The following is a 13,575-nucleotide window of genomic DNA, read 5'->3' as shown; positions in this document are numbered from 1 at the left end:
GAGTTCCTTAACGAGAGTTCTCCCGCTCACCTTAGGATCCTCTCCTCGCCTACCTGTGTCGGTTTGCGGTACGGGCACCTCTTTCCTCACTAGAGGATTTTCTTGGCAGTGTGAACTCAGGAGCTTCGGTACTCTATTTCCCTCCCCATCACAGCTTGACGTTGCCGGACGGATTTGCCTATCCGACCGTCTCACTGCTTGGACGCGCACATCCAGTGGCGCGCTCTCCTTATCCTCCTGCGTCCCCCCGTCGTTCAAACGGAAAGGAGGTGGTACAGGAATATCAACCTGTTGTCCATCGCCTACGCCTTTCGGCCTCGGCTTAGGTCCCGACTAACCCTGAGAGGACGAGCCTTCCTCAGGAAACCTTAGGCATTCGGTGAAAGAGATTCTCACTCTTTTTTCGCTACTCATACCGGCATTCTCACTTCTAAGCGCTCCACCAGTCCTTACGGTCTGACTTCACGGCCCTTAGAACGCTCTCCTACCACTGATCATAAGATCAATCCGCAGCTTCGGTGGTGTGTTTAGCCCCGGTACATTTTCGGCGCAGAGTCACTCGACCAGTGAGCTATTACGCACTCTTTGAATGATGGCTGCTTCTAAGCCAACATCCTGGTTGTCTAAGCAACTCCACATCCTTTTCCACTTAACACACACTTTGGGACCTTAGCTGGCGGTCTGGGCTGTTTCCCTCTCGACCATGAACCTTATCACCCACGGTCTGACTCCCAGAACAAAGTCTATGGCATTCGGAGTTTGACTGAATTCGGTAACCCGATAGGGGCCCCTCGTCCAATCAGTGCTCTACCTCCATGACTTTCTATTCTGAGGCTAGCCCTAAAGCTATTTCGGAGAGAACCAGCTATCTCCGTGTTCGATTGGCATTTCACCCCTACCCACACCTCATCCCCGTAATTTTCAACTTACGTGGGTTCGGGCCTCCAGTCAGTGTTACCTGACCTTCACCCTGGACATGGGTAGATCACACGGTTTCGGGTCTACGACCGCATACTCACTCGCCCTATTCAGACTCGCTTTCGCTGCGGCTCCGCTTCTGCTGCTTAACCTCGCATACGGTCGTAACTCGCCGGTTCATTCTACAAAAGGCACGCCGTCACCCATTAACGGGCTCCGACTACTTGTAGGCACACGGTTTCAGGTTCTCTTTCACTCCCCTTCCGGGGTGCTTTTCACCTTTCCCTCACGGTACTGGTTCACTATCGGTCACTAGGGAGTATTTAGCCTTGGGAGATGGTCCTCCCGGATTCCGACGGAATTCCTCGTGTTCCGCCGTACTCAGGATCCACTCCGGAGAGAGAAAGATTTCGACTACAGGGCTGTTACCTGCTCTGGCTGACCTTTCCAGATCGATTCGCCTATCTTCCTCTTTGATAACTCCAATGGAGTGTCCTACAACCCCAGAAAGCAAGCTTTCTGGTTTGGGCTGATTCCGTTTCGCTCGCCGCTACTTGGGAAATCGCATTTGCTTTCTCTTCCTCCGGGTACTTAGATGTTTCAGTTCCCCGGGTGTGCCTGCCTATACCTATGTATTCAGTATAGGATACTGTTCCATTACGAACAGTGGGTTTCCCCATTCGGAAATCTCCGGGTCAAAGCCTACTTACGGCTCGCCGGAGCATATCGGTGTTAGTCCCGTCCTTCATCGGCTCCTAGTACCAAGGCATCCACCGTGCGCCCTTATTCACTTAACTATCTTCGTGAAAAGACGTTTACAATTTCAATTAGATGTCTTGTCATCAATTGTCTCATCGTTAGATGAAGACAATGATTCCTTATCCAGTTTTCAAGGTTCACAAGTTGAAAGATCGTTTGATCTCTCAAAACTGAACAACCAACACAGTACGTTTCCGTTATATCCTTAGAAAGGAGGTGATCCAGCCGCACCTTCCGATACGGCTACCTTGTTACGACTTCACCCCAATCATTGGCCCCACCTTCGGCGGCTGGCTCCAAAAAGGTTACCTCACCGACTTCGGGTGTTGCCAACTCTCGTGGTGTGACGGGCGGTGTGTACAAGGCCCGGGAACGTATTCACCGCGGCATGCTGATCCGCGATTACTAGCGATTCCGGCTTCATGCAGGCGAGTTGCAGCCTGCAATCCGAACTGAGAATGGTTTTATGGGATTTGCTACACCTCGCGGCTTCGCTGCCCTTTGTACCATCCATTGTAGCACGTGTGTAGCCCAGGTCATAAGGGGCATGATGATTTGACGTCATCCCCGCCTTCCTCCGGTTTGTCACCGGCAGTCACCTTAGAGTGCCCAACTGAATGCTGGCAACTAAGATTAGGGGTTGCGCTCGTTGCGGGACTTAACCCAACATCTCACGACACGAGCTGACGACAACCATGCACCACCTGTCACTTGGTCCCCGAAGGGAAAGCCCTATCTCTAGGGATGTCCAAGGATGTCAAGACCTGGTAAGGTTCTTCGCGTTGCTTCGAATTAAACCACATGCTCCACCGCTTGTGCGGGCCCCCGTCAATTCCTTTGAGTTTCAGCCTTGCGGCCGTACTCCCCAGGCGGAGTGCTTAATGCGTTAACTTCAGCACTAAGGGGTGGAAGCCCCCTAACACCTAGCACTCATCGTTTACGGCGTGGACTACCAGGGTATCTAATCCTGTTTGCTACCCACGCTTTCGCACCTCAGCGTCAGAAACAGACCAGAGAGTCGCCTTCGCCACTGGTGTTCCTCCACATATCTACGCATTTCACCGCTACACGTGGAATTCCACTCTCCTCTTCTGTCCTCAAGTTCCCCAGTTTCCAATGACCCTCCACGGTTGAGCCGTGGGCTTTCACATCAGACTTAAGGAACCGCCTGCGCGCGCTTTACGCCCAATAATTCCGGACAACGCTTGCCCCCTACGTATTACCGCGGCTGCTGGCACGTAGTTAGCCGGGGCTTCCTCGTTAGGTACCGTCAAGGTACCGCTCTATTCGCACGGTACTTGTTCTTCCCTAACAACAGAACTTTACGATCCGAAGACCTTCATCGTTCACGCGGCGTTGCTCCGTCAGACTTTCGTCCATTGCGGAAGATTCCCTACTGCTGCCTCCCGTAGGAGTCTGGGCCGTGTCTCAGTCCCAGTGTGGCCGATCACCCTCTCAGGTCGGCTACGCATCGTCGCCTTGGTGAGCCGTTACCTCACCAACTAGCTAATGCGCCGCGGGCCCATCTGTAAGTGATAGCAAGAAGCCATCTTTCAACTTTCCTTCATGCGAAAGAAAGTATTACCCGGCATTAGCCCCGGTTTCCCGGGGTTATTCCGATCTTACAGGCAGGTTGCCCACGTGTTACTCACCCGTCCGCCGCTCGTTCCACGAGCTTCACCCCGAAGGGATCCACTCGCTTCCCGCGCTCGACTTGCATGTATTAGGCACGCCGCCAGCGTTCGTCCTGAGCCAGGATCAAACTCTCCATAAAAGTTAAGTTTGACTTGCTCATTTGCACACCGAATGTGCTTGTTTCAAATTTCTTCTTTAAAGAAGAAATGTTTTGACGTACTGGTTGGTTCGTTCAGTTTTCAAAGATCAATGTTTTGTTTGCCGCTTCAAAACAGCGACTCAATCAATATATCATGTCCAGTTGTTTGTGTCAACGACTTTTTATGATTTATTTTGTTAAGCCGTTTGCGGCTGGCCGCTCTCTTAATGCGACAAGTAATAATTTATCATGTATGTCGTTTTGTGTCAACAACTATTTCATGATTTTATTTAGCTCGTTGCCGCTCTCTTAATGCGACGCTTATTAATATAGCACGCTGTGAATTCTACCGTCAATAACTTTTTACAAAAAGATTCCCTCTTCTTTTTCCTACTCAGAAGAGGGGATCTTTTCACTGATCTACATATTGGTCAACAGGCTTGTATCTTCTATGGAATATTTGCGGCCCTTTCGTATCCTGAGGCACAACTTCAATGACATGATGGTCTACAAGATATTCAATCATTGAAGATAAGTCCAAGATGTATTCTTGAATTTCAGGATGCACCTTCAGTTCTCCAAACGACCAGGGCTCTTCTCTTTCACTCATGAGCTGCAGCAAATGCTGAGCACTTGCCCTTGACCTTTTACTAATCGAGTGTTCCACAGCCAGGATCATTAACTGTATTCTTTTCTCTGTAGGTTCATCACTTTCAATGAGTTCCTGGTAAAGTTTATAGATTTCTGGTTCAATCCGCTTCACCTGGTTCCAAACCGTCACTTCTGGGTGGAACCCTTTTTCAATAATGGATAACCGCGCTAGATAATGAAGAGAGTTTACCATGCGACTGTAAGAATCCAAATACTGCTCGGAATCATACAAGTCTTTAGATTCGCTATAACTACGAATCAATTTTGCAAATTCAATCGCCTTCTTTAAATTGCGGGTTTGTTGAGGGAACTCCCGCAAGTGTTCCTTTAGATTCGTCAGATACTCATTTCTCTCAAAAATGACGTTGCCGTTAATGACCCATTCTACTGCTCGACGATAAGAACTTGTATCGATCCAATGCTGGAGGAGCTTTTCATCCACTATATGCATTGCTGCTGATTTATTTTCAAATTCATAATGTTTAACATACCATAGTTCCTCCGCGTCTCGGACAATAATGAATAGAATGACATCAAAATTATCCGTTACAGGACTAATCGGTTTCTTCTTCTCTAAAATAAGAATGCCCAGCGTGTTACTTTGACTGGCTTTCTCTTGATAAATCGGGCGTAATAGATCTTCCATATTCTTTCCCCCACATTCAATTTCCCTTTCTTTGTGTTTATTCGCTATGTTTAGGCAAAATCCTTTTTTCCTATTATATTTGCCTAAAGAAAATATGCTATACTACGTGGTAGATAGTAAGGAGGGACCCTGAGTGGCGTTAAAATACAGCAGCAAAATCAACAAGATTCGTTCCTTTGCTTTCTGGCTGATCTTCCTTGGCATCGGCGTGATGTACATCGGGTTGTTATTCAAAGATACGATGTGGGCAATGGCTACATTCATGATATTGGGCGTGGGGTTTGTCGGCCTCAGTACAGTCGTATACTTCTGGATCGGCATGCTTTCAACAAAAACCGTACAAATTGTTTGTCCGTCCTGTGAAAAACCGACCAAGATGCTCGGTCGTGTGGATGCATGCATGCACTGCGATCAGCCTTTGACGATGGACAAGTCTTTAGAAGGAAAAGATTTTGATGAGAAATATAATAAAAAGCGATATCAGAAGGAAACTCAAGGACAGTAATTCATGAACGATCCAATGATTTCAAGCAAAAAAACTCCGCTGCACGTGCAGCGGAGTTTTTTTTATGATTTATCATAAAAAAACTGAAAGCCTAGCGCTTCCAGTTTTAGTGAGCGTTATTCGATTGGCACTCTGTACATGTTCCATAGACTTCCATGCGATGATGACTTACATTAAATCCAGTCACCTGTTCAGCTAATGATTCCACTTCGTTCAAACTTGGATAGTGGAAGTCAACAATTTTACCGCATGATTCGCAAATCGCATGATAGTGATCGCTTGTATTACAATCAAAGCGGCTTGAAGAATCACCGTAAGTAAGCTCCCGTACGAGTCCAATTTCCCTGAATACACGGAGATTGTTATAAACCGTGGCTACACTCATATTCGGAAATTTACTTTCTAAAGCTTTATAAATTTCATCAGCTGTTGGGTGAGTCATAGAATTCAGCAGGTATTCAAGCACCGCATGACGCTGTGGAGTAATTCGTACACCAGAGCCTTTCAGTGTATCAATGGCATCTTGGAGTCGATGGTCTGACACGGTCATGCACCTCGCTTTCATAAACTGATTCTTGATTTATAATATTATTAAATTAGAATCCTTACAATTAGTGTAACCTTTCCTTAAAGGAATTGTCAATATAAAGCACTGCTCAAAAAGTTGGTCTCTCATACATCCGGGTCTAAAGGCGTCTCTGTTCCACCAAGTTGACGATTCACATATCGAGCCGCTACGAAGAGGAAATCAGATAGTCGATTCAAATAAGAGACGACGAGCTGGTTATCCAATTCTTCTTCTAGTGCCACCGATATCCTTTCTGCCCTGCGAACCACCGTCCGGGCAAGGTGAAGAGAGGCGGACGCCTGATGCCCGGAAGGCAGTATGAAATTCTTCAAAGGCTCAAGTGACTGATCCCATTCATCAATTTGTTTCTCCAACTCATCAATGTGCTCTTTTTTCAGCTTCCACATGACATCTTTCCCTTTAGGTGTAGCCAGTTCTGCCCCGACATGAAAAAGGACCGTCTGGATTTTCTGGAAGGTTTGAAGAAAAGCTTCCTTATCCGTCCAATCTTCACGATTCAAATGGCTGAGAGCAAGACCGATCATAGAGTTCGCTTCATCACATGTGCCATAAGCCTCTACTCGGATATCATTTTTAGCTACACGTTGACCATATATGAGAGAAGTTTCCCCTTTATCCCCTGAACGTGTGTAAATCCTCATCTTAATACCCCCGTTTTGGATCAATAATATTTCGTAATTCTCCATCTCCACTTATAAAAACAGACAGATTCTTTTCAAAGAGATCGAACCCTCTTGGGACATAGTGAGGAGAGATCCCTGATAAGTGCGGTGTTACCGTTACATTTTCTTCCCGCCATAGCGGATGATCTTCAGGTAAGGGCTCCTCCTCAAAGACATCGAGCACCGCGTGTGAAATCTCTTTCCGCACCGCATTTAAAATCACTTCCGATGCAACCAAGTCCCCTCTTCCCATATTGAGAAAAATAGCACGCTTGGGCATTACTTTAAAATGTTTCTCCTCAAGTAAATATTTCGTGTCAGGGGTACTCGGAAGAGCAGCCACAACGAAATCCGCGCGTGGAAGAACAAGTTCCAATTGTTGAACCGGAAAAGCCTGGTCGAAGTGCGGTTTCTTTTTCCCCGACTTGGATACACCGATCGTTTTCATTTGAAAAGCTTTTGCTAAACGGGCGACTTCTTGCTGAATGGCTCCTGTTCCGAGCAGAACCATCGTACGTCCGCTTATTTCATTCATTACGGGGCGGCGGCTCCATTCTGCATTCTCTTCTTGTTGTATGAGGGTTTTCGCTTTACGGGACACTTGCAGCAACATGGAAATCGCATACTCTCCCATAGGTTGTGCATGAATGCCTCTTACATTCGTTACGAGTATGTCTCTTTTGGCAATTTCATCAAAAGGCATCAGATCCATTCCTGCAGATAAGACCATAATCCATTTCAGTTTCTTAGCTGACTGTATCTTTTCTCTATCCAAATCTTCTCCATATGTAATGAAGACATCCGCTTCCTCAAGGTAATATTTAGCTTCTCCCATACCATGACAGAAAATGAAGGCAGCTTCAGGAAAACGTGTTTGAAGTCTCAGTTGGATTTCATCCGGGACTCTTTTAATGGCAGAAACGATCTTCATGAAATCAACTCCTTCCCCTTTACTTCTATATTAGACGATAAAGAAACCATAGTCACTTGTAGACTATGGTTCGGTTGATTTTACGATAGGTTTTCTCTAATATATTCCAGAGCGGATTCGACGTGGCCCTGGACTTTAACTTTCCGATATTCTTCAGCAAGCTTCCCTTCTTTATCAATGATAAAGGTGGAACGCTCAATGCCATAATATTCTTTCCCAAAGTTTTTCTTCAGTTTCCATACACCAAACTGTTCTGCCACTTGATGGTCTTCATCTGCAAGCAGAAGGAATGGAAGATCATGCTTGTTGATGAATTTTTCATGGGACTCCACTGGATCAGGACTGACACCTAAGATGACTGCATCCAGATCTTCGAAGCTCTCGTGATGATCACGAAAATCGCAAGCCTCCGTCGTGCAACCAGGAGTCATGTCTTTTGGATAAAAATAAAGGACTACGTTCTTCCCTTTATAATCAGAAAGGGATACGGATTCGCCGCTGTTTGCTGGTAGTGTGAAGTCTTGTACTTGTTTTCCTTTTTCAACTGTCATGATAAGACCCTCCTAAATGGTTTCTACCATTTAGGTTACCTTAAAAATAGACAAACTTCCAACTTCAGCGTTCCTCTTTATGCTTTAACCAAACTTTCGCAACAAGTGCAGCCGGTAGAGTATACCCCACCATCGCCTCGATGATTGCAATCCATTTTCCGATCCCTACAGGCGTCAAATCTCCATAACCGACAGTAAATAAGGTAACCCCGCTGAAGTACACACTTCTTATCATATCGTGAATCCAATAACCTTGGATAAACGGCACGTCTGCCTTGTAAACTTCTACCCCTTGGAGGATCAGGGCAGCATAAATAATTCCAAATCCAACCATGACAATCGTATATAACATCATAACAGACACAAAGAGTTGAACAGAAAATATTTTGTGTTCAAATTCGAGGGAGTGAAAAATCTGACGGAGACTCATTCCAATCAGTGCGAGGGAAAGAGTAGAAATAATGATCGTAATCATAGATAAGCCCCTTTTAAAACGAGTAAACAAGCCCTACTTGTTCATATGAATGCAAGGGGTCTTTTATGCTATGCCTCTTATAGATCGAACTGGTTGAAGGTCCATTTTTCAGGCAAAACCGGGCGAACGCACAGCCCGAGGATCAAAGTCTGCATAAGATACAGTAAACAATGGAAAGGGGGAATTGTGAATGAGTTACGGATATGGCGGAGGCTTTGCGCTAATCGTTGTTCTTTTCATCCTTCTAATCATCGTTGGTGCAGCATTCCTATACTAAGAACAGTTTTCACTGAGGCTTAAGTGTCCTCTGTGTTACTTTCCTCGTAATCGATCGGACTACTGTTTCAACGCTCTAGAGTGAAGGAACCTTTCAAAGGATGCTTTCCGGGTCCCTGGATCTGGGAAGCACCTTTGTGATTCAGGATGGACAAGCATGCTACAATAAACGTTGAAAAAGATTGTTTAGGAGGTAACTTATGAATTTTTCTCAATCGGAACACTTATATAAAGAAGCAAAAGAACATATCGTCGGGGGAGTCAACTCTCCTTCCCGCGCGTATAAAGGCGTAGGCGGCGGAACTCCTGTTTATATGGACCGAGCAGAAGGATCCCATTTCTATGATGTCGACGGAAATGAATACATTGATTACTTAGGAGCATATGGCCCAATTATCACGGGACATGCTCATCCGCATATCACAGAAGCCATAACCAAAGCTGCGCAGAACGGTGTACTGTACGGAACACCGACCGTCCTCGAAAACCGCTTTGCTAAAATGCTCAAAGAAGCCATTCCTTCATTGGACAAAGTAAGGTTCGTCAATTCAGGTACAGAAGCAGTGATGACGACCATTCGAGTTGCCCGCGCCTATACCGGCAGAAACAAAATCATTAAATTCGCCGGATGTTACCACGGGCACTCTGATTTAGTCCTCGTAGCTGCAGGTTCTGGTCCATCGACTCTAGGGACACCAGATTCTGCAGGTGTACCGGCATCGATTGCACAAGATGTCATCACCGTTCCTTTTAATGACATCGAACCATTCAAGCAGGCCCTTGAAAAATTCGGCGATGAAATTGCAGGTGTGCTCGTTGAACCGATTGTAGGAAACTTCGGAATCGTGGAACCAAAACCAGGTTTCCTCCAAGAAGTCAACGAACTTACCCACAACGCCGGCGCTTTAGTCATTTATGATGAGGTTATTACCGCTTTTCGCTTTACATACGGAAGCGCTCAGCAACTCTTAGATATAGAACCAGACATGACAGCTATGGGTAAAATCATTGGTGGCGGCCTTCCAATTGGTGCTTACGGTGGTCGCGCGGACATCATGGAACAAGTCGCTCCACTAGGACCTGCCTACCAAGCAGGAACGATGGCAGGTAATCCTGCTTCCATGTCTGCAGGTATCGCTTGTCTCGAGGTACTACAAGAAAACGGTGTATATGAAGAAATGGACAGGCTCGGCGCCCGTTTGGAAAAAGGAATTCTAGAACATGCCGAAAATTACGGCGTGCAAATTCAAATCAATCGTTTGAAAGGCGCGTTGACTGTATATTTCACGGATGAGAAAGTCGAAAATTATGAACAAGCAGAAAATACAGACGGAGACCGATTCGCTCGCTTCTTCAAGCTCATGCTTGCTGAGGGGATCAATCTCGCTCCATCTAAATATGAAGCATGGTTCTTGACGACCGCTCATACGGATGAAGATATCGACCAAACATTAAAAGCCGTCGAAAAAACATTCCAGACCATGGCCAACGATTAATCCCCCCTCTCCCCTATATCCCAGGGGAGATTTTTCTACTATTTTTTTCTGAATATTTAGTTGATTATATAAAATCTTCATGCTATTATATATACATAATTCTGAATATTCCCACGAATTATGATCTTTGTTTCATTTCTTTCCCTTTTCATAGGTTCCAGCTTAGGCTGGTTCCCCTTTGGCTTATGCGTATGACGCATAAGCTTTTTCTTTTGTTCTCCTCCATATAAAATGATGTATAATGGGAACATCCGGCTTTTCAATATAAAAGTCTCTTTTGTACGATTTTTCTTAATAAGATATTTTTACGGTTAAAGGATGATGACTTCCATGAAATTAGGCGCACGAATGATGAAGACAGGATTAGCTGTAGGGATTGCCCTTTATATCGGGCATTTGATCGGTTTCGTCTCCCCTCTACTCGCTGCGATCGCTGTCGTCTTTTCCATTCAACCTTCCATTTATCGATCTTATCAATCCATCATTGAGCAAGTACAAGGAAACACAATTGGTGCGTTGATTGCCATTATTGCCGTCTTTACCCTCGGCAACGACCCGTTCATCGTAGGTTTTGCAATCATTCTTGTCATCGGGATGACAACGACATTAAAAATGAACGAAAACACGATAGCCCTAGCCGTTGTAGCTGTTATTGCCCTGATGGATTCGACGGACCAAACCTTTTTATACTTCGCAGGTTCCAGGTTCACTTCCATGCTGCTCGGTATTCTCGCGGCATTTATCGTCAACCTTGTCTTTCTCCCACCGCGATATGAAACAAGGCTATTTACGAAAATTGACCGTGCAACCAACGATATTTTGCAATGGCTGAGAGTGACTACAAGAAACTTATCCGATGAACCTGCCCTTAAATATGAAATCACAAGAATCCAGGACGATATGCGTTGGATTGACCATACCTATCTTCTTTATTCAGAAGAAAGAACTTATTTCAAAGGGAGTCACTTCTCTAAAGGAAGAAAAATGGTGCTCTTCCGTCAATTGATTACAACAACAAAAAAATCTTTCGATGTCCTGAAAGCTTTTTACCGATTGGAACACAAAATTGAACAAATTCCAGAACAGTTTCAAGATGCCGTTGTACAAGAGCTCGATAAATTAGTCAATGCACATGAAAAATTAATTCTGAGTCTTAAGGGACGTATCAAGAATACTCACAAACAATCTTTGAGACGCATTGAAGAACCTGACATCCCTTTGCTCGTTGAACGACTGATGAGCGTTTATGAAAAAAGCAACAATCCTGATAAACTGGTATTCCTTCCCCTTGCCTCGCAATTGATGGAATACCACTATCAGTTAGAGCGACTCAAGAAGTTACTGAAAAGTTACCAGGCGCACCATCAAGATGACTTTATCCAAACATCAGAAAAATAGACGCCCAAAGCCGAGTATGCCTAGCATACTCGGCTTCTTTTATCCCCTTTACCAACACAGCTCCCCATTCTGTAAGACTCACATATTATTGAAAATCTCTTCATGCAAGAACGATAAAAAGAGCTCAAGGTTTTGAACCTTGAGCTCTTGATTACGTTCCCATATATTCTTGTTTATGATCATCCAGTTCCTGCACTTGGTACAGGTCATAATAATGGCCCTGCTTCTTCATTAACTCCTGGTGAGAACCGACCTCTACGATTTCACCATTCTCGATGTGGACGATCCGGTCCGCATGGGTGATAGTAGAAAGTCTATGAGCCACGATAAATGTTGTCCGTTCAGAAGCTAAACGTTCAAGAGCATTTTGAATAAGGTGCTCACTTTCCAAATCAAGAGCAGAAGTCGCTTCATCTAAAACGAGTAACGGTGGGTTTTTCAAGAATACCCGCGCGATTGCCACCCTCTGTTTTTGACCACCAGATAATTTCACACCTCTTTCACCGACTAACGTATCATAGCCATTCGGAAGCTCCATGATGAAGTCATGGGCATTAGCCGCTTTAGCAGCCTCGATCATCTGTTCATCGGTGGCTTCCGGGTTCCCCATTCGTATATTCATCGCAATGGATTCACTGAAGAGGATGTTATCCTGCAGCACCATTCCGATGTTATCTCTGAGAGACCTGGCTTCAAAGTCTCTAATATCTGTTCCATCAATAGAGATTCGACCTGCAGTGACATCGTAGAAGCGAGGGATTAAACTAATCAATGTCGACTTTCCTCCACCACTCATGCCGACAAAAGCGATGGTCTCTCCTTGTTTAATGTCCAAGTTAACATTTTTAAGGACGAGGGGATCTTCTTCATCATATCGAAAGGAGACATCCTCTACTTTGACATCGCCTCTCACGTGTTCCATTTTCTTTGCCCCCGGTTTATCGACAATGTCATATTTTTCATCCACAAATTCAAAAACACGATCCATGGAAGCAATGGATTGTGTAAGCACGGTCGCTGAATTCACGAGGCGCCGAAGTGGATTATACACCCGATCCATATATCCGACAAAAGCAACCATTGTACCGACGGTCAGGGAACCTGTAATGACTTGATACCCCGCAAAGGCAATGACTAATAATGGAGCAAGATCTGTAATCGTATTGGTCACAGAATAGGTGTAGGCGTTCCAGTTTGTATGGGTGATCGCTTTATCCAGGAAGTTCTTATTCTTCACATCAAACTGTTCCTGTTCATGATCCTCCAGAGCGAAACTCCTCGTTACAGGAACCCCCTGTACCCGTTCATGCAAATGTCCCTGAACTTCTGCAAGAGCCTGTGAACGATCGCGGGTAAGCTTTCGTAACCTCGCATAAAAATATTTGACCGCAAAGCCGTAAAAAGGGAACAAAGCAATAGATACCAATGTCAGCCACGGATCCATCGTCAACATAATAATGATCGCGATGACAATCGTAATCATATCCAGCCAAATGTTCATAAGGCCTGTAATGACGAACGTTTTCGTTTGCTCCACATCATGAATGACACGGGAGATGATTTCCCCTGTTTTCGTTCTAGAATAAAAGCGTAAACTCAAACGTTGGATATGGTCGAAAAGCTTCTCTCTAATATCATATAAGATGTTACTCCCAATCCATTGCGCCAAATATTGTCTGATGTATTCGATGGGCGGGCGCAAGATGAGGAAAACGAGAAAGGCTCCACCTAAAATGAGAAACAATTGATCCAGTCGTTCTGCCTGAGTCATGTCTTCCGCATTGATGATATCATCAATGACATATTTAATAATGAGCGGCATTAACAAAGGGATAGAAAATTTAACGATTCCTATAAGTACAGTGAGGATGATTTTCCCTTTGTAAGGCTGCACAAATCGCAAATACCTTTTTATACTGTCCAAAACAACACCTTCTTTCTAAA

At 44.9% G+C, this 13,575-nt stretch carries 11 protein-coding genes and 2 rRNA genes (1 of these 13 only partly in view); 4 read left to right on the top strand and 9 right to left on the bottom strand.

Annotated features, from left to right (window positions below; genetic code table 11):
- The 3 genes from ACJA3J_RS05130 to ACJA3J_RS05120 form a co-directional block, all read right to left on the bottom strand.
- Positions 1–1,715: ribosomal RNA gene (locus ACJA3J_RS05130) — 23S ribosomal RNA — on the bottom strand (it extends 1,201 nt beyond the left edge of the window).
- 171 nt (positions 1,716–1,886) lie between these two features.
- Positions 1,887–3,451: ribosomal RNA gene (locus tag ACJA3J_RS05125) — 16S ribosomal RNA — on the bottom strand.
- Together the 16S and 23S rRNA genes form the textbook arrangement of a ribosomal RNA operon.
- A gap of 412 nt (positions 3,452–3,863) precedes the next feature.
- On the bottom strand, positions 3,864–4,748 hold the full coding sequence (locus ACJA3J_RS05120) for a nucleotidyltransferase-like protein (RefSeq protein ID WP_089653767.1): 885 nt from the start codon (positions 4,746–4,748) through the stop codon (positions 3,864–3,866).
- Between the two features lie 133 nt (positions 4,749–4,881).
- Between ACJA3J_RS05120 and ACJA3J_RS05115 the strand changes: the two genes are divergently transcribed.
- Positions 4,882–5,253, top strand: coding sequence for a YgzB family protein (locus ACJA3J_RS05115; protein ID WP_089653769.1), 372 nt, complete (start codon positions 4,882–4,884; stop codon positions 5,251–5,253).
- 106 nt (positions 5,254–5,359) lie between these two features.
- Here the strand turns inward: ACJA3J_RS05115 and perR are convergent, their stop codons facing one another.
- From perR to ACJA3J_RS05090, 5 genes are all read right to left on the bottom strand, one after another.
- A complete protein-coding gene (perR, locus tag ACJA3J_RS05110; RefSeq protein ID WP_089653921.1) occupies positions 5,360–5,803 on the bottom strand; it encodes a peroxide-responsive transcriptional repressor PerR in 444 nt (147 codons plus the stop codon).
- Positions 5,804–5,925: 122 nt separating this feature from the next.
- Positions 5,926–6,483: a cob(I)yrinic acid a,c-diamide adenosyltransferase gene (locus tag ACJA3J_RS05105; RefSeq protein ID WP_406945687.1), complete on the bottom strand. Its 558-nt coding sequence runs from the start codon at positions 6,481–6,483 to the stop codon at positions 5,926–5,928.
- 1 nt (position 6,484) lies between these two features.
- A complete protein-coding gene (locus ACJA3J_RS05100) occupies positions 6,485–7,435 on the bottom strand; it encodes a D-2-hydroxyacid dehydrogenase (RefSeq protein ID WP_406945686.1) in 951 nt (316 codons plus the stop codon).
- Between the two features lie 80 nt (positions 7,436–7,515).
- The gene (gene bcp / locus ACJA3J_RS05095) at positions 7,516–7,986 is read right to left on the bottom strand and encodes a thioredoxin-dependent thiol peroxidase (protein ID WP_089653776.1); all 471 of its coding nucleotides are present in this window, start codon (positions 7,984–7,986) and stop codon (positions 7,516–7,518) included.
- A 64-nt stretch (positions 7,987–8,050) separates the two neighbouring features.
- Complete coding sequence (locus ACJA3J_RS05090; protein ID WP_089653777.1) at positions 8,051–8,461, bottom strand: potassium channel family protein; 411 nt, start codon at positions 8,459–8,461, stop codon at positions 8,051–8,053.
- Between the two features lie 190 nt (positions 8,462–8,651).
- On the opposite strand from ACJA3J_RS05090, the gene ACJA3J_RS05085 reads away from it, so the two are divergent.
- The 3 genes from ACJA3J_RS05085 to ACJA3J_RS05075 all read left to right on the top strand — a co-directional run bounded on the left by ACJA3J_RS05085 (position 8,652) and on the right by ACJA3J_RS05075 (position 11,631).
- On the top strand, positions 8,652–8,738 hold the full coding sequence (locus ACJA3J_RS05085) for a YjcZ family sporulation protein (RefSeq protein WP_089653779.1): 87 nt from the start codon (positions 8,652–8,654) through the stop codon (positions 8,736–8,738).
- 199 nt (positions 8,739–8,937) lie between these two features.
- Positions 8,938–10,233 carry a glutamate-1-semialdehyde 2,1-aminomutase gene (locus ACJA3J_RS05080; protein WP_406945685.1) on the top strand — a complete coding sequence of 432 codons (1,296 nt, stop codon included), beginning with the start codon at positions 8,938–8,940 and terminating at the stop codon, positions 10,231–10,233.
- A gap of 330 nt (positions 10,234–10,563) precedes the next feature.
- Positions 10,564–11,631 carry an aromatic acid exporter family protein gene (locus ACJA3J_RS05075; protein ID WP_115894712.1) on the top strand — a complete coding sequence of 356 codons (1,068 nt, stop codon included), beginning with the start codon at positions 10,564–10,566 and terminating at the stop codon, positions 11,629–11,631.
- 151 nt (positions 11,632–11,782) lie between these two features.
- On the opposite strand, the gene ACJA3J_RS05070 is transcribed toward ACJA3J_RS05075, so the two are convergent.
- Positions 11,783–13,555 carry an ABC transporter ATP-binding protein gene (locus tag ACJA3J_RS05070; protein WP_089653786.1) on the bottom strand — a complete coding sequence of 591 codons (1,773 nt, stop codon included), beginning with the start codon at positions 13,553–13,555 and terminating at the stop codon, positions 11,783–11,785.
- Between the last annotated feature and the right edge of the window lie 20 nt (positions 13,556–13,575).

It is taken from the genome of Halobacillus sp. SY10, from assembly GCF_045401165.1.
GTDB lineage: Bacteria > Bacillota > Bacilli > Bacillales > Halobacillaceae > Halobacillus > Halobacillus aidingensis.
This window is presented reverse-complemented; position numbering and strand designations above follow the sequence as displayed.